A 16,985-nucleotide genomic window follows, 5' to 3' on the forward strand; every position below is an offset into this window, starting at 1 on the left:
TCAAAAATTAGGTAAAAAAATTAGACGAGCGCGCGCATGGCGACGTCCACGATTCCGATCAGCGCATCTTCCTTGTGGGCGACTCGCCCCAACACGCGCAGCCCTTGCATCACGCACAGGAGGAAATCGCCCACGGCTTTTTCGTCGAGCGTGGAATTGAAGGCGCCGCTCGCCTGGCCGCGAATCACCGACGCCGCCAGCAACGTCGCCATGCGGCGTTGAATGGCCGCGACGCGGGTGCGCAATTCCTCGTCCCCGGGTTGCATCTCCAGCGTGGTATTGGTGATGAAGCAGCTGCGCTCGCCGGTCAGCGCGCAAGCGACCCGGGCGTAATGCAGTAAAGCGTTGCGCAGCGCCTCTTCCGCCGGCACGGGCGCGTTCAGCCGTTCGGCCAGCCGGGCGACCGAGCCTTCCGCGTAGTGATCGAGCGCGGCGAGCATGATGCCGTGCTTGTCGCCGAACACCCCGTACAAACTGCCCCGCAACAGGCCGGTGGCCTTGCAGAGGTCGTCGATCGAGGTGGCGTGATAGCCGTGATTCCAGAAAACCTGGCTCGCACTCGCTAAAACGGTGTCCGTGTCGAACTCGCGCGGCCGCCCCCGAGGGCAGGCCTCACCGTCTTTTTTCGCAAATTGCTTCGAATGGCCAGATTGCTTCATGTGACGGATATTATGACTAACCGTTCAATAAAGCAAGGTGGAGTGAATATTGACGCTGTCTCCGGCAACGGGTGACGCTCAATCGAAATCTGATCTGATTCAAACAAACCTGGTTTGGCGCTAACCCTGCCCACCAGCATGGTATCCGGCTATACCCTCGCGATCGACCAGATGCCCGCGCCGATCCGGGCCGCGACGCGGCTGGTCTATGCACGCTACTCATCACCATCCTGCGCGCAGTGTTCATGAAAGGCAGCACGCTTGCAGAGCTTGCCACGCCGGTCCTCGCGCTGGCTGTCTATGCGCTCGCGATCATCCGGATGGCAGCCCGCGCATTTTGGCGGCCTCGCGCGCAGGGCGGCGAGCCCGGCCCTTCGCAGCAGGTTAGCCAACCGTCAGATCGTCGATGACCGCATGCACGCCCGGCGCGGACCATGCCGCCCCGCGCGCGGCCGATCGCTCGGCAAAGGACCCGACCTTACCCGTTAGCGTAACCGTCCCTTCATGTACCTTGATCGCGATGTGTTTCGCTTCGCGGTCGGCATGGCGCCGAAGTGCCTCGCCAATCTGATTGCCGATATCCTGCGCGGCGGCGGCACCGCCTATACGCATCGTGTTCGACACGCCCGTCACACCGCGCATTTGCGAAACGGTCCGCGTGGCCACGTAGCTGTGGTACGCACAATCCACCTCGCCGCTCAAAGTCACCCAGCCCTTTTCGACCTGAACCTTAACAGCGTCTTCATACAGGCCGACGGTCCAACGCAAGATGGTGCGAACGACGTTGGCGATGTCCTCATCGGTCCGTACGTCTGTATGCAACAGACGGATGTTCATTTCCACGACGACCGCCTTTACGCCACTCACCCGTTGCGCAGCCTTTTCCGCCGTGCGTTTCTCGGCATAGCTGGTTGGGTGCCCTGACAGGGTCACCACACGGTCGTGCACTTCAACGCCGATATCCGCGATATCGACTGCCGGATCCCAGGCCAGTTCCTCCTCGACCTGCCGCTTCAATTCCGTGTCCGACTTCATTGCGTGCTCCTGGATGACTTGTGAAAATGCAGCTGCGCCTAGAGGTGCAGCCGCTCCGTTGATCGGAACGAGCATGCTCCATGACAGACTTTAGGAGGGTGGATGCCGCGACGATTGATATGTATCAAGCGACACGCAACGTCCGAACAAAGAAACGAAACAGACGCCACGAACGGCACACGTCCTTCCTGCGCGATCCGCACCTCGGCGGATCCACATGGGTCAGTCGCGTGCGGCGGAAGTTGGATCTTGCTGGGTGAAACTGTCATCGACATGCGCTTTGGCGCCCAGGCTGCCTACCTCTCTGCGCAATGAGGCGATTTCCGCTTGCAAAGTCTTGATGTCACGATGCATTTCGCGGCGCAGCAGTCGCTCCTCCTGTTCGACGAAGATGGCGGCAATGCTGGCGAACACCAGCGATAGCAGACCGTAGCCGAGCAGCACGACGAAAGCGGCAAAGACGCGCGACGCCGGGGTAGTCGGCGCCATGTCGCCATACCCGACTGTTGCACTGCTTTCGAATGCGAGCCAGACACCCTCGGCGTAAGTGTGCACGCCCGGTTCGAGCCAGTAAAAGCCGGCTCCCGCCGAGGCAAGCAGAGCCGCGGCAGTTGCCAGCAATAGAAACAATCGGTTGGGCGAGAAGAATCCGCGCAGCGACACCACTACTCGCGCCGCCACCAGTCCCATGAACAGAATGCGCAGAACCCACTCGAGTGACGACCAGGGCATGACGCCCCACGCGACGCTGGCCCCCGCTCCAGCCGCGATCAGGACGTCGTAGCGGTTCCGCATGAGGAACCGCCTGGGTTTGCGGCTCAGATGCGCCATCCAGGCCAGCGGGGTGGCGAAGCCTGTCGCCATGCACACGTATAGCAGCCGGCCCATCTGATGAAGCATGGGCGAGTCTACGGCGAGTTCGAGATAAAAGGCGGGAATGGCGAGCAGACAGGATCCAAACAGGATCCACTGCAACCACCGCCATGTGCGCACCGCCTGCGCGTTGTCATGCGGATCGACACCGCCCAAGCCGGCAATGCGAAAACCATCGTTCATTTCGCCACCGCCTCCGAGGTTACGACGCTCAATTGCGACGCCAATCCCGTCCAGCACCCGTTCATGACATCGAGGCTTCGGTAAGCGGGATAACGCCACTTGATGCTCCAGCGTATGAGCGCGGCCTCGGCAAGCTTTGATGCGGATCATAACGTTGCTAGATGTGCCGGAACAACGCCTGCACACGCCCCAGATCGCGCGATGTAGGGCAATCGGGACGCCCTGATGACCGCTGCTTGATCTACCTCAATCGCCCAGCCATCCCGAAGTGACCTAATCACAGCATCTCGAAAATGAACAAGGGGGTGTCATGAAGAATCTAGCGGATTCATTGTCGGGGCCGTCGGTATCCGGAGCGACCGCCCAGACGAAGGCTTCAGCGGCGAAGCCCCTGCGGCTCGGCCTGCTAACAGCGTTGGTGATCGGGTCGATGATCGGCAGCGGGGTGTTTTCGTTGCCGCAGAACATGGCCTCGGGCGCCGGCGCTGCTGCGGTGTTGATTGGCTGGTTGATTACCGGTGCGGGCATGTTGATGCTCGCTTTCGTCTATCAAACCCTGACGACGCGAAAACCCGATCTCGACAACGGCATCTACGCGTATGCACGCGCAAGCGCCGGCGAATTCGTCGGTTTCAACTCGGCGTGGGGGTACTGGGTCAGCGCGTGGATCGGCAATGTCGGCTACCTCGTGATCGTCTTCGGCACGCTCGGCTATTTCTTTCCGGTGTTCGGCGACGGCAACACGCGCGCCGCAATTCTGGGTGCATCGATCGTGCTGTGGATCATGCATGCGGTGATTCTGCGCGGCGTGCGCAGCGCAGCCATTCTCAATGCGATCACCACGGTGGCCAAAGTCGTTCCTCTGCTGCTATTCATTCTTCTCGCCCTGGCGGCATTCCGCAGCCACATTTTCACGCAGGACTTCTGGGGCAGCCCGAAGCTCGGCAGCGTATTCACCCAGGTCAAAAGTACGATGCTGATCACCGTCTGGGTGTTCATCGGTATCGAGGGCGCCAATGTGTTTTCGGCCCGCGCGCAACGCCGCGAGGATGTGGGACGCGCAACGATGCTCGGTTTCGCTGCGGTGTTGCTTCTGCTGATGGCAGTTTCGCTGCTGTCGCTCGGCATCGTCCCGCAGGGCGATCTGGCCGCAATGAAGAACCCATCGATGGCAGGCGTGCTCGCCAAGGCCGTCGGCACCTGGGGAGCAGTACTGATCAGCATCGGGCTGCTGGTCTCGGTAGGCGGTGCGCTGCTCGCATGGACGTTGCTGGCTGCGGAAACGCTGTTCACGCCAGCGAACGGCGGCGTCATGCCGTCGTTCCTCGCCCGTGAAAACAACCACGGCGTACCTGCCAATGCACTGTGGGTGACGAACGGGCTCGTACAGCTGTTCCTGATCATCACGCTGGTGTCGAACGCGACCTATCAGGCGTTGATCTCGCTCGCGACCTCGATGATCCTGATTCCTTATCTTTTCTCGGCTTTGTACGCGACCCGCATTGCCGTACGCGGCGAAGGCTACGCCGTAACCGATACCGTCCGCGGACGCGACATGCTGATCGGCGCGGCCGCGAGCGTCTATTGCTGCTGGCTGCTGTATGCGGCCGGTCCGAAGTATCTGCTGCTTTCCGCCCTGCTCTACGCACCCGGCGTCCTGCTGTATGGCTGGGCGAAACGCGAACGTGGCGCACGTCTTTTCAAGCCTTTCGAAGCCGTCATTCTGATCGCACTGGTCGTGCTCGCCGCCATCGCCGCCTGGCTGCTGTCGAGCGGCGCGCTAGGCCTGTAAACGTCCATAAAAAGGAGAACCTCTATGGCAACCGGCGTCTTTTCCGAGGTCGGCACCTTGCGCAAGGTCATGGTCTGCAGGCCTGGGCTCGCCCAGGCGCGCCTGACCCCGGCCAATTGCCGCGAACTGCTGTTCGACGATGTCCTGTGGGTCTCTCAGGCCAAAACCGACCACTACGCTTTCGTCAGCGCGATGCAGGATCATGGCATTGAAGTGCTTGATATGCATGACCTGCTCGCGGACATTCTGCAGGGCCGCGAAGCACGCGACTGGGTACTCGAACGCAAACTGTCGCCGGGTACCGTCGACCTGGAACTATCCGCGCAACTGCTGCCCTGGCTCAACGAGATGAAAGCCGACGAACTCGCCACCCGGCTGATCGGCGGAATCGTGCGGGCCGAGCTGCCATTCGAGCCCGCGGGTCTGCTGTCGCAATGTACAGAGCCTGCGGGGTTTCTCCTTCCGCCGTTGCCCAATGCGCTCTTTACCCGCGACAACAGTTGCTGGATCAACGACGGCGCTGTACTCGGCTCGATGTACTGGCCGGCGCGCCGCCAGGAAACCATGCTGAGCGCGGCCATCTACCGCTTTCACCCGCTTTTCAGCGGCGGCACACGCATCTGGTGGGGCGGGCCTGACGTCGACCACGGCGGCGCTACGCTGGAGGGCGGTGACGTCATGCCTTTATCGCGCGACGTGGTACTGATCGGCATGGGTGAGCGCACTTCGCCGCAGGGCGTCGCACAACTCGCCCGATCCCTTTTCGCCAATGAATCGGTGAAACAGGTGATCGCCGCACAGTTGCCGCGTTCGCGCGGCGCCATGCATCTCGACACGGTCCTGACCTTCTGCGACCGGGATCTGGTCACGATCTTTCCGGACGTCGTCGACGGTATTCGCTGCACCAGTCTGCGCCCGTCGCAAAAGCCCGGCGCGCTCGATGTCCGGCCCGAGACCGCATCGTTTCTCGATGTCGTCGCCCAGGCGCTCGGTCTTAAAGAACTTCGCACCGTCGCCACCGGCGGCGATACATGGGAGGCCGAACGCGAACAGTGGGACGACGGCAACAACGTGATCGCGCTCGCGCCAGGCGTGGTGGTCGCCTACAACCGCAACGTCTACACGAACACGCTCCTGCGCAAGGCTGGCGTCGAAGTCATCACCATCCCCAGCGGGGAACTGGGACGCGGACGCGGCGGCGGCCATTGCATGACGTGCCCGATCGAACGCGATCCCGTCTGACGCCACACCCATCTCCCCTACTTCAAGGAATCGCCCGCCATGGCATTCAACCTGCGTAACCGTAGCCTGCTGAACATGCAGGACTTCACCCCACGCGACATCCGCTTTCTCCTTGACCTCGCCGCCGAACTGAAGCGCGCGAAGTACGCCGGCAACGAAGTCGCACGGCTCAACGGCAAGAATATCGCGCTGATTTTCGAAAAAACCTCGACCCGTACGCGCTGCGCATTCGAGGTTGCCGTGCACGACCAGGGCGGTCATGTCACCTACATCGATTCGGCGAGTTCGCAGCTTGGCCGCAAGGAGTCGCTCAAAGACACCGCCCGCGTGCTCGGGCGGCTCTATGACGGAATCGAATATCGCGGCTTTCATCAGAGCGTGGTGGAAGATCTCGCGCTGTATTCGCATGTTCCAGTATGGAACGGTCTGACCGACGAATTCCATCCGACCCAGGTGCTCGCGGACCTGCTGACGATGCAGGAATTCGGTGAAAAGCCGCTGCATGAACTGTCATTCTGCTATCTCGGCGACGCCCGCTTCAACATGGGCAATTCACTGCTGATCGGTGGCGTGCAGATGGGCATGGATGTGCGCATCGCCGCGCCGCGCGAACTGTGGCCCCATGACGATCTCGTGGAACAGATGCGGCACCTTGCGGAACGGACCGGTGCGCGCGTGTCGATTGTCGAGGATCCCCATGAGGCAGTGAGCGGCGCCGACTTCGTCTATACCGACGTATGGGTTTCGATGGGTGAGCCGGTGGAGGCCTGGGGGCCACGCATCGATCTCCTGCGGCCCTACCAGGTCAATGCCGCGTTGATGAAAGCGACAGGCAAGCAGCGTACCCGCTTCATGCATTGCCTACCCGCTTATCACAATCTGGAGACCGAAACCGGGCGGCAGATTCATGAGCATTTCGGTCTGTCCGAACTCGAAGTCAGCGACGAAGTCTTCGAATCGAATGCGTCGATTGTGTTTTCGCAAGCTGAAAACCGCATGCATACGATCAAGGCAGTCCTCGTGGCGACGCTCGCTTAAGGAACCATCATGCGTATCCTGATCGCACTGGGCGGCAACGCACTGCTTCGCCGCGGCGAACCGATGACGATGTCACATCAGCTCGCCAATATCCGCCGCGCCGCACAGCAGATCGCGCGGCTGGCCGACGGCAACCAGCTGGTTATCGCGCATGGCAACGGCCCTCAGGTCGGCCTGCTGGCGTTGCAGGCCGCCGCCGCTGGCGCGGCTTGTGCGGCGCCCCTCGATGTGCTCGACGCCGAGTCGGAAGGCATGATCGGCTATTTGCTCGAGCAGGAACTGGCCAACGCATTGCCTCCCCAGAAGCAGGTCGCGACCCTGCTTACACGCGTCGAAGTCGACGCCCGTGATTCCGCCTTTCAGCATCCCACCAAACCGATCGGCCCGGTTTATACGGAAGCGGAGGCAGAACGTCTCACGATCCGCAACGGCTGGAACTTTGGACCGGACGGAAACGGTTTCCGGCGCGTCGTTGCGTCGCCGAAACCGCAACGCGTCATGGCCCTTAAGCCCATCGAATGGCTGCTCGAGCGCGACGTGGTCGTTATTGCCGCCGGCGGCGGGGGCATACCGGTCACGGTCGCAACCGATGGCCAGACCCGCTTCGGTGTGGAGGCGGTGATCGACAAGGACCTGTGCAGCGCGCTGCTTGCCTCTGATGTAGGCGCCGACCTGCTGTTGATCGCGACCGATGTGGACGCGGTCTACGCCGACTGGCACACGCCGTGCGAACGCGTGCTGAGCGAGATGTCTGTGGCGGGACTTCGGTCAATGTCTTTCCCGGCCGGCTCGATGGGACCGAAAGTGGAAGCCGCATGCGAGTTCGTCTCGCGCACCGGCCGCCCGGCAGTCATCGGCTCGCTCGACCGCATCGAAGAGATGGCACGCGGCACGGCAGGCACGCGTGTCACGTGCGCGTAAGCTGACCGTGGCTGATAGGACCGGTCCACGGTTGACCCAACGTCTATTTACCCCACTTCTGCGCGGCGCTCGTGAAGAGCTGGTTGATCTCGTTGCCGCTGGCCGCTTCTTTCGTGTAGTTGAAGGTGCCGTGATCGCGCATTTCGTGCGCCGCGCGGAGAAACGCGCCCAACGCCGCGCGCGCCAGTGAGCCACCCACGCTGACGCGTCGCACGCCCAGCGCCTTGAGGTCCTCGAAACTGAGCAGGACGCCCTGCAGCCCCATCAACACATTGACTGGCCGGTCGAGCGAGCCGACCACGGCGGCGATCTCCTCGCGCGTCTTCAGGCCGGGCGCGTAAAGCACGTCGGCCCCGGCCTCCTGGTAAGCCTGCAGACGCCGGATCGTATCGTCGAGATCGGGCCGGCCCACCAGATAGTTCTCGGCGCGCGCCGTTAGCGTGAATGGAAACGGCAGAGCCCGCGCCGCAACGACTGCCGCGCGCACACGCTCCACGGCGGCTTCGAACGGGTAGATCGGCTCATCGGCACGGCCGGTGGCGTCCTCGATCGAACCGCCGACCACGCCAGCCGCTGCGGCCTGCATGATCGTTTCGGCGCAATCTTCCGGCTTGTCGCCGAAACCGTTCTCCAGATCGGCGCTGACCGGCAGATCGGTCGCACCCGCGATTTCAGCGAGGTGCACCATCATCTGCTCGCGGCCGATGGCGTTATCCGGCAAGCCACGCGAAAACGCGTAGCCTGCGCTACTAGTGGCAAGCGCCTTGAAACCTGCCAGCGCCAACAGACGTGCGGTGCCGATGTCCCAGGGATTCGGGATGATGAAGGCCTCGCCCGCCGCGTGATAGGACTGGAATTGCCGTGCTTTTTCAGTTTGCGTTGTCATCGACGGTCCCATTGAAGACGGCGACCGGCGTTTGGAATCCACACGCTGCCGGATCGTCGTCATGTTCGTTAAACAACAAGTGAGCAGCAAATGAGGGATGAACGGAAAGTAGCAGCTGGCGGCTCGGCGCCCACCGCCACCAGCCCTTCACGTGTCTGCAATAAACAAACCGCGCGCTCAGGTTTCGAGCTTCGCGTCCATTGTGATCGTGGCGTTCAGCACCTTGGAAACCGGGCAGCCGGCCTTGGCGTCCGCGGTAGCCTTCTCGAACGCGGCCTGGTCGCCACCGGGGATTTTCACGGCCACATCGAGATGCACCGCGGTGATTGAAAAACCGCCGCCGTCCTTGTCGAGCGTGACCGTGGCCGTGGTGCCGATACGTTCCGGCTTGATGCCGGCCTTGCCCAGTTCGGCCGAAAGCGCCATCGAGAAACAACCCGCGTGCGCCGCCGCAATCAGCTCTTCCGGATTCGTGCCGATGCCGTCCGCGAAACGTGTGGAAAACGAATATTGCGTGTCCTTGAGGACACCGCTGTCGGTGGAAATCGAGCCTTTGCCGTCTTGCAGGCCGCCTTGCCAGACTGCTGATGCCTTGCGCTTCATCGCTCTCTCCTGTTGTGTGCCCTGCTTCGCGCCGCTCCTCAACCCTACGTGATGCCGCCCACAACGGTCCAGCCCGGGTATTCGTAGTATCGGCATCGGTCGCGAGTACCCGAAAGGGATTTCCTTCGGGGTATGCCGCGTGGCGCGAGAGGTGCAGGCGTGGACCGAACTTCATCATAGGCGCTTCCGTGTGCCAGTGTCATGACGACGCCGGATACAGTTTGCCGATGCGTGTTGCGCAAGGCCGGGTGAAGCGGGAGCAGACGTCGCAGCGGCCGGGTTGGCCGTTCCCGACCACACGTTTTTTTATAGGAAGTAGCGTTAGCCGAGGCGATGTAAAAACCGCCGGTACGGATTGAAACCGGGCAGCACGGACGCTACTCGGCGAACGGCAGGCTCTCCTGCCCTACCGCGCGCATATCGAACACGTTCAGCGTCATCGCCACCAGGGCGTAGTAGCCGAGCAGGCCGACCAGATTGATCACCACCTGGTGGCCGAAGCGCCCGACCGCCTTCGCATAGGTGGCGTCCGAGACCCGTTTGGTGTCGTACAGTTCGCTCGCGAAGTCATGGATCAAGGCGTCATCCGCATCGGCAAAAGACGGGCGATGCCCCTGGCGAATCGCCTCGGCATCGGCTTCGGCCACGCCCCCTTCCAGCGCGATCGGATAGTGGATGTACCACTCAGCCTGCGCCTGCCAGCGCGCCGCGGTTACCAGTATCGCCAGCTCCGACAGCCGCAGCGGCAAGCCGGTGCGATAGCGGCAGAACGCACCGAGCCGCTGCGCCTGTTGCGCCAGTTCAGGGCTATGGATCCAGCCCAGAAACGGCCCGTTCAGATTGCCGCGTGGGCCGGACACAATCTCGTCGAGTACGGCCTTTTGTTCGGGCGTGGCATCGGACAGTTCGAAATGAGGCAAACGCGCGGTCATCGTCAATCTCGCAGGAAGGGAAAGGGTGTCAGATGGCGGTCAGCGCGCCTTCAATCGCATCCGTCAAGCGGCTGACGATCTCGTCGATGTCGCGCGCGGTGCAGATGAACGGCGGCGCCAGCAGCACATGATCGCCGATTTTGCCGTCGACCGTGCCGCCCATCGGATACACCATCAAACCGCGCGCGAACGCTTCGCGCCGGATCGCCGCGTGCAGTTTCAGCGTCGCGTCGAACGGCGCCCGGGTCGCGCGGTCCTGCACCAGTTCGACACCGACAAACAGTCCTCGTCCACGAACGTCGCCGACATGCGGATGCTGCGCATAATGCTCGCGCAGCCGGCCACGCAACTGCTCGCCGCGCGCCTGAACGTTCGGCAACAGGTTGTCGTCGGCAATCACGCGTTGCACTTCGAGCGCCGCGGCGCAGGCGGTGGCGTGCCCGATATAGGTATGCCCGTGCTGAAAGAAGCCCGAACCGCCAACGATCGCCAGGTAAAGCCGGTCGCTGACCAGCGTCGCGCCGATCGGCTGATAGCCGGCGCCGAGCCCCTTGGCGATGGTCAGGATGTCCGGCGCAATGCCGTCCTCCTCGCACGCATACAGGTAGCCCGTGCGGCCCATGCCCGACATGATCTCGTCGAGGATCAGCAGCACGCCGTAGCGATCGCACACCGCGCGGATCTTGCGAAAGTATTCGCGCACCGGCGGCACGGCGCCGGCCGTCGCGCCCACCACCGTTTCCGCAACAAATGCGGCCACCGTGTCGGCGCCGAGTTCAAGAATCTTCTGTTCGAGTTCGTCGGCGAGACGCTGCGCGAACTGCGCTTCGGTTTCGTCGGCGCGCTGCTCGCGATACGCGTAACACGGGCTCACGTGATGCGCTTCGATCAGGATCGGCAGAAACGGCTCGCGCCGCCACGCATTGCCGCCGATCGCCAGCGCTCCCAGCGTGTTGCCGTGATAGCTCTGGCGCCGCGCGATGAAATGACGGCGCTGCAATTCGCCCTTCTCCACGAAGTACTGCCGCGCCAGTTTCAGCGCCGCCTCGATCGCTTCCGAGCCGCCCGACACGAAGTACACGTATTCGAGCCCTTGCGGTGCGCTCGCCACCAGACGATCGGCCAGCTCCTCCGCGACCTGAGTCGTGAAGAACGATGTGTGCGCGTACGGCAATTGCTGCGCCTGCCGCTTGATCGCGTCGATCACGCGCTGATTGCTGTGGCCCAGGCACGAGACGGCGGCGCCGCCCGAGGCATCGATATAGCGCTTGCCGGTGGAGTCGATGATTTCGATGCCGTCGCCGGCGACGGCCACCGGCAGTGACTGCTTCGGCGAGCGATGAAATACGGTGGACATGGCTTCACGTTCCTTTCTGTTTGCACCTGCTGCTCAGACGCCCGTCGGCGCGGGCGGCATGCATGTGATGACGGTGTCGAACGCGCATTGCCCCTGTCGATACACTTTCATCGAGACACCGGCGCCGCCGATCTCGAAGAGCGCTGTGGCGAGCGTGTTTTCGTCGTCGGGATCGTGCGGATCGTCGCGGTAGATCGGCAGGCCTGAGGGCGCGCGATCCTGCAACACGTCGAGCAAGACAGCAGGGTTGATGGGACTGGCCGGCGTGCTCAGCAAATAGTCGACGCGCGCTTGCCGGTCACGCGAAGAATCGGTGACGATTTGCGCCTCGGCTTCGCAGCCAGGATGGATCAGATGGTTTGCATGGCCGGCGATAGTCGACACCGTTTGCACGGAACATCGCTGTGCACTGGCTTCGACGCTCAGGAGACGCTCGTCCCCCGCACAACCGAGCGTGTGGTGAAAGCCGCTCGAAACTGGTGTGTCGCGCAGGATGCGCAGCGCCTCGTCCAGCGAAGCCGCATCGAGCACCGCACGCGCGAGAATCATCCGCGGCACGCCGGCTACCGGTACGCGGATGCGTAGATTGTTGATGGCTTGTACGAGACCGGCACGGTTAGCGGCAAAGGTATGCCCAGGCAGCGACCCAGGGTAATAGAAGCTCACGAAACCGGGCTTGCCGGCAGGTTGAACCTCGACGAGCGAGCAACGCTCACGCAGGAAAGGGTCCCCGTCTTCATTGTGCGCAATGAAACGTGCATGGTCTGCGACGGCGGCCAGAGTCGTGCAGCCGTCCGGCGCGTTGTGAATCAACTCGCCGCGGCAATTCCACAGAAAGATATCTTCCGCCGACCAACCCAGTCCTGCCGCCATGCCGTCGAGTTCGACCAGCAGCGCCGGAAAATGGGCTTGGGTTGCATCGCGCAGTTGCTGCACGAACGGGTGACCGCGCCAGCGCCGAACCGCCTGCCACGCACTGCTTTGCCCCATGTATTCGGCGAACACCGGCCTGGCGAGTTCACCCAGCCGGTAACCGATGTCATACGGTTCACCGCTCACCTGAAAAAGACTCAAATCCTGCTTCGACGCCACGGCTCGCACCCATTCAACGATCGGTACGCATTTATACTTCCAAACAACATTTGTTGTCAAACATCACGTTGATGAAGCAGGTGGAGCGCCAATGCTCCGCGGCAGATATCCGCGCGACTCAGAGGGAGACCATCAAGGCACGTACGCGCCCTTCTCATGCAGCGATTGCTCGGCGATGGCGAGTTGTTCGACAGCGCCCGCCCCTTCCAGTGCGAGCAGATGCGCGACCAGCGATTCGGAAATCGCCGTGGCCGCCACCAGCGAAGGAAAGAAGGATGGGCTTTCGTGCGAAAAAATCAGCACTTTGTCGGCATTCAACGCGATCGGCGAAACCGCGCTGTCGGTGATCGCGATCAGCCTGCTGCCTTTTTCCAGCGCAGCTTCGGCCACGCGTGCCGCTTCGACTGAATAAGGCGCGAAGCTGATGACGATGGTGGCGCTGTCGCGCTGAACCGTGCGCAGTTGCATCTCGAGCGTGCCGGCTTCGCCGTTGAGCAGCGACACCGACGAACGGAACAGCCGGTAGCCGTAGACAAGACCGAACGCCACCGCATAACACGAGCGAAAACCCGCGACATGAACATGCGGCGCACGCCGCAACAGACGCGCAGCCTCGACGATCACGCGACCATTATGCGCGGCGGTGACCTCGAGGTTGTGCTGTTGTGCGACCAGCAGGTCGTTGGCCAGCGCATCTTTCGATTTGACGAGCGAACGGGCGCGGCTGGTGAGCGGCTCGGGCCGCGTGCGCACGCGCGCGACGAACAGATTGCGTAATTCGTTCCAGCCGGGAAAACCCAGTTGCTGCGACAGACGCACCAGCGAGGCCGGCTGCACTTGCGCCCGCTCGGCCACCTTGCGCATCGACGAGACCGCAACTTCGTCGGGATGATCGAGCAGGAACGCGGCTCCCATCTGGAACTGCGGACTCAGTTCGGAGAAGCGCGCCCGGATCAGGGCGGCAAGCTGGTCAAAACTGTCTGGCATGCGATATACCGGGCGAGCGGTCGATAAGGATGACAACAAATGTTACCACCCGGTGCATCGCGTCCAACGGAACTGCCAGTGGGGGCTTCGTGCAGTACGAAGGCGAGGTTCTACAGAAGCGCGACCACCCGCACGTCGCCCTGCTCGGCCGCCGACGCGACCACCTTGTCGCCGATTCGCCGGAACGTGATCGACACCGACGAATCGCCGACCTTCAGATCGCCGACTTCGAGCCAGTCGATGCCCTCGGGCAGCATAGGCTGCTCGATCACGACTTCGCGCCGCTCCGCGTCGATCGTGATGCCCAGACAGGCTTCGAGCATCATGAACGGCGAGCCCGCTGCCCAGGCTTGCGGCAGACAGGCCACCGGGTAAGCGGTAGGCGGCTCGCCCCGCCGCCGCGGGAAACCGCAGAACAGCTCGGGCAGGCGCATGTCGAAATTGACCGCTGCCTGGAACAACGCCTGCAACAGCCGCACGGCCGCGGCCTTGCCGCCGTAGCGTGACAAGCCGCGTGCACAGAGCGCGTTGTCATGCGGCCAGACCGAGCCGTTGTGGTATGCCATCGGGTTGAAGCGCGCCTGGCTTGCGGCCAGCGTACGCACGCCCCAGCCGGTATGGAACAGCGTGGAGTCGAGCGCGTGCACCACCGCTTCGCCACGCTCGCGCGAAGGCAGCCCGAAGGCCAGCAAATGGCCCGCATTCGACGCCATCACGCGGCACAATTCGCCGTGGCCATCGAGCGCGATGCCATAGAAACCGGACTCTTCCATCCAGTACTTTTCTTCGACGCATTGGCGGATTTTTCCGGCGCGTTCGCTGTATTGCTTTGCCTGATCGCGCAGGCCGCGCAGCTTGGCAAAATGAGCCATCGTATCGAAGGCGGCACTCGCATACGCCTGCACTTCGACGAGCGCAATGGGGCCGTCCGGGAACCGGCCGTCGGCGTGGAAGACCGAATCGTGGCTGTCCTTCCAGCCTTGATTGGCGAGACCGCCATCGGACTCACGCTGATAGTCCAGCAGACCATAGCGATTCTTGTCGCACACGCCCGCGACCCACTGTGCGGCGCGCTCCAACGCCGGCCACAATTCGTCGACCAGCGCGAGATCACCTGTGCGTGCCGCATAGGCACCGGCCAGCACGATGAAGAGCGGCGTGCTGTCGACGCCACCGTAGTAGAGAGCGAACGGCACCTCGCCGGTGGCGGCCATTTCGCCCTTGCGCATCTCGTGCATGATCTTGCCAGGCGCGGCGTCACGAAACGGCGAATTCTCGCGTGCCTGATGTTCGGCGAGAAAGCGCAGCACGCCCGCGGCCAGATTCGGTTGCAACCACAGTGTCTGCAACGACGTGATGATCGCGTCGCGGCCGAACGGCGTCGAAAACCATGGGATGCCGGCGTAGGGATACGGGCCGGTAGTGAGATCGGTGGTCAGCAAACCGAGGTCGGCAAGCGAGCGGTCGATCCATGCGTTGAAGAGCGGATTGCTCGAACGCACGCGCGCGGTGACGCGTCGCCGTTCACGCATCACCAGGTGAGCGTCGACCAGCGCGGCGCGCACTGCCGCGCGACCCACTCGCGGACGCTCCGCATCGATTTGCGATAGATGGGCTTCGCTCAACGCGTGCGTGGGTTGGGCGACATCCGCCGAGGGCTTGTCGGCTTGCGCGACGACTTGCACCGAGACCGACAGATAGATCGACACGCACGCTTGCGCGGGCAGCTTGACGGTGTAGTCCGCGCGATCGGCGAAGAGCTTGTCCGGCTCCGGCGAGAAGGCGATCTGCACATTGCGCGCCACGTCGTCGAGACCGATATAGCCGAGCAGCACTTCACCGTTCTCGACGCGCGCCGCTTCGACACGGCCCTGTTTGTCACGCTTGAGGCCGCGCACTTCGAACATGTCGCGGAAGTCGCTGGCGAAGGAGATGGACAGCGGCACGACGGCTTCGCTCGTGCCGTAGTTGGTGAGCTCGATGGCTTCGTTGAGCACGGTGCCCGAGAGCACACGTACGCGTTCGACGTGAATCACGCCTTCCGGCGTGCTGTCGCCGCCGAGCGGCGGAAGCGGGCGGTTGGTCAGATGCGCGGTGAACGAGGTGTTGTCGCTGCTGACGCTGCCTGACAGCAGCGAGGGGGCGCGGCCGCCGAAGGTCAGGCGCAGGCTGGACAGGACACGCGTGTCGTTGACGAACAGGCCGTCGTCATGTCCCGTGATATCGCCGAGGGGGTCGTTGACGATAAAGGTGTCGCCAGACTTCAGCACGTGCTGGGTGGCGCTCGCGACGTTGAGGTTTTCCGTCGGGATGAATGCGCCGTCCGGCTCGGGTTCGCGGTGGTCGATTCCACCCGAGTGGGACAGGCCGCCGAGGGCTTCTGGCTGCTGCATCAGGGTCGCTCCTATGGGGTTCGCTTTTCGCGGTGACTTTCAGATTCGATTGTCGCCGAGGGGGGGTGACTGGTCGTTTCCGATTGTAGAGGGTCTGTCCGCGTCAGACGAACTTATCACAGGAGAGTTTCGATTTTTGTTTTGGGCACGGGATGTGCAGGGAGGTTTTTTGCACCAAGGGCGAGGGGATTGCCTGTGCGGCGCTTATTGGCTGGGGGTTTGTGGTGTTGGCCTTTCCTTGAATTGTTAGTGGTTTATTAGCGTCGCCCCTGTGCGGGGCAGGCACCTACTTTTCTTTGCCTGCTGCAAAGAAAAGTAGGCAAAAGAAAGCAGCTCACACCGCTAATTCTTAAGCGGGCCCATCGCGCAGTTACGGTAGTGGTGCATCTGGAATCCGTGCTCCCGCACATTCGGCGTTAGTGACAAAGGTGTCATCAGCTCCCACTCCGCACTGCGTGCGTCGCGGACGGGTCTGCGTGGAAAACCGGGGGCTTCGGTTCAAGTCAGTTAGAGCCATCGGCTTCGCCTCGGCAGTGCGCAGCGGCACTCACGCATCATCCCCGTCTCGATGCAAATTTCGCCATGCGTAATGACAATGATAATCGCAGTTGCAGTTGCAGTTGCAGTTGCAATCGCAATCGCAATCGCAATCGCAATCGCAACTATGATGCGGCAACGAGTCCCCGGCGCGGGGTGAACGCAAAAGCAGAAACGTAGCGAGTGGTTTTATGAACGGCTCTTCGGCGCGCGCAGCGCCGCCGGAAGTATGACGCCTTTGTCACGGACGTCGAATGTGCGAGAACACGGATTCCAGATGCACCACTACCATCACTGCGCGGCGGACCCGCTTAAGAATTAGCGGTGTGAGCTGCTTTCTTTTGCCTACTTTTCTTTGCAGCAGGCAAAGAAAAGTAGGTGCCTGCCCCGCACAGGGGCGACGCTAATAAACCACTAACAATTCAAGGAAAGGCCAACACCACGACCCCACAACC

General features: G+C 62.4%; 14 protein-coding genes. 4 read left to right on the forward strand and 10 right to left on the reverse strand.

The genetic code is table 11. From position 1 onward, the window contains the following. Window positions 1-20: 20 nt before the first annotated feature. The 3 genes from PQQ95_RS19930 to PQQ95_RS19940 all read right to left on the reverse strand — a co-directional run bounded on the left by PQQ95_RS19930 (window position 21) and on the right by PQQ95_RS19940 (window position 2,750). A complete protein-coding gene (locus PQQ95_RS19930) occupies window positions 21-659 on the reverse strand; it encodes a TetR/AcrR family transcriptional regulator (RefSeq protein WP_408439639.1) in 639 nt (212 codons plus the stop codon). Window positions 660-1,043: 384 nt separating this feature from the next. Next, the gene (locus tag PQQ95_RS19935) at window positions 1,044-1,694 is read right to left on the reverse strand and encodes a BON domain-containing protein (RefSeq protein ID WP_408439641.1); all 651 of its coding nucleotides are present in this window, start codon (window positions 1,692-1,694) and stop codon (window positions 1,044-1,046) included. 222 nt (window positions 1,695-1,916) lie between these two features. Next, on the reverse strand, window positions 1,917-2,750 hold the full coding sequence (locus tag PQQ95_RS19940; RefSeq protein ID WP_408439644.1) for a potassium channel family protein: 834 nt from the start codon (window positions 2,748-2,750) through the stop codon (window positions 1,917-1,919). A gap of 310 nt (window positions 2,751-3,060) precedes the next feature. On the opposite strand from PQQ95_RS19940, the gene arcD reads away from it, so the two are divergent. From arcD to arcC, 4 genes are read left to right on the forward strand one after another with little or no spacing between them, the layout of a single operon-like run. Beyond that, window positions 3,061-4,542, forward strand: coding sequence for an arginine-ornithine antiporter (gene arcD, locus PQQ95_RS19945; protein WP_408439647.1), 1,482 nt, complete (start codon window positions 3,061-3,063; stop codon window positions 4,540-4,542). A 24-nt stretch (window positions 4,543-4,566) separates the two neighbouring features. Beyond that, window positions 4,567-5,784 carry an arginine deiminase gene (locus tag PQQ95_RS19950; RefSeq protein ID WP_408439650.1) on the forward strand — a complete coding sequence of 406 codons (1,218 nt, stop codon included), beginning with the start codon at window positions 4,567-4,569 and terminating at the stop codon, window positions 5,782-5,784. A 39-nt stretch (window positions 5,785-5,823) separates the two neighbouring features. Continuing rightward, window positions 5,824-6,822 (forward strand): ornithine carbamoyltransferase, encoded by a 999-nt coding sequence (argF, locus tag PQQ95_RS19955; protein WP_408439653.1) that lies wholly within the window; start codon window positions 5,824-5,826, stop codon window positions 6,820-6,822. A gap of 9 nt (window positions 6,823-6,831) precedes the next feature. Further along, the gene (gene arcC / locus PQQ95_RS19960) at window positions 6,832-7,743 is read left to right on the forward strand and encodes a carbamate kinase (protein WP_408439656.1); all 912 of its coding nucleotides are present in this window, start codon (window positions 6,832-6,834) and stop codon (window positions 7,741-7,743) included. 43 nt (window positions 7,744-7,786) lie between these two features. On the opposite strand, the gene PQQ95_RS19965 is transcribed toward arcC, so the two are convergent. The 7 genes from PQQ95_RS19965 to PQQ95_RS19995 form a co-directional block, all read right to left on the reverse strand. Beyond that, window positions 7,787-8,629 carry an isocitrate lyase/PEP mutase family protein gene (locus tag PQQ95_RS19965; RefSeq protein WP_408439659.1) on the reverse strand — a complete coding sequence of 281 codons (843 nt, stop codon included), beginning with the start codon at window positions 8,627-8,629 and terminating at the stop codon, window positions 7,787-7,789. Between the two features lie 177 nt (window positions 8,630-8,806). After that, window positions 8,807-9,232 (reverse strand): OsmC family protein, encoded by a 426-nt coding sequence (locus PQQ95_RS19970; protein WP_408439662.1) that lies wholly within the window; start codon window positions 9,230-9,232, stop codon window positions 8,807-8,809. Window positions 9,233-9,609: 377 nt separating this feature from the next. Next, window positions 9,610-10,164 (reverse strand): carboxymuconolactone decarboxylase family protein, encoded by a 555-nt coding sequence (locus tag PQQ95_RS19975; RefSeq protein WP_408439665.1) that lies wholly within the window; start codon window positions 10,162-10,164, stop codon window positions 9,610-9,612. A 28-nt stretch (window positions 10,165-10,192) separates the two neighbouring features. Further along, window positions 10,193-11,521: an aspartate aminotransferase family protein gene (locus PQQ95_RS19980; protein WP_408439668.1), complete on the reverse strand. Its 1,329-nt coding sequence runs from the start codon at window positions 11,519-11,521 to the stop codon at window positions 10,193-10,195. A 33-nt stretch (window positions 11,522-11,554) separates the two neighbouring features. Then, complete coding sequence (locus PQQ95_RS19985; protein ID WP_408439671.1) at window positions 11,555-12,595, reverse strand: C45 family autoproteolytic acyltransferase/hydrolase; 1,041 nt, start codon at window positions 12,593-12,595, stop codon at window positions 11,555-11,557. 150 nt (window positions 12,596-12,745) lie between these two features. Next, window positions 12,746-13,600: a MurR/RpiR family transcriptional regulator gene (locus PQQ95_RS19990; RefSeq protein WP_408439674.1), complete on the reverse strand. Its 855-nt coding sequence runs from the start codon at window positions 13,598-13,600 to the stop codon at window positions 12,746-12,748. A 110-nt stretch (window positions 13,601-13,710) separates the two neighbouring features. After that, entirely contained in the window at window positions 13,711-15,993 is a 2,283-nt protein-coding gene (locus PQQ95_RS19995; RefSeq protein WP_408439676.1) for an amylo-alpha-1,6-glucosidase, read from the reverse strand. Window positions 15,994-16,985: the final 992 nt, after the last annotated feature.

It is taken from the genome of Paraburkholderia caffeinilytica, from assembly GCF_046030355.1.
Classification (GTDB): domain Bacteria; phylum Pseudomonadota; class Gammaproteobacteria; order Burkholderiales; family Burkholderiaceae; genus Paraburkholderia; species Paraburkholderia caffeinilytica_B.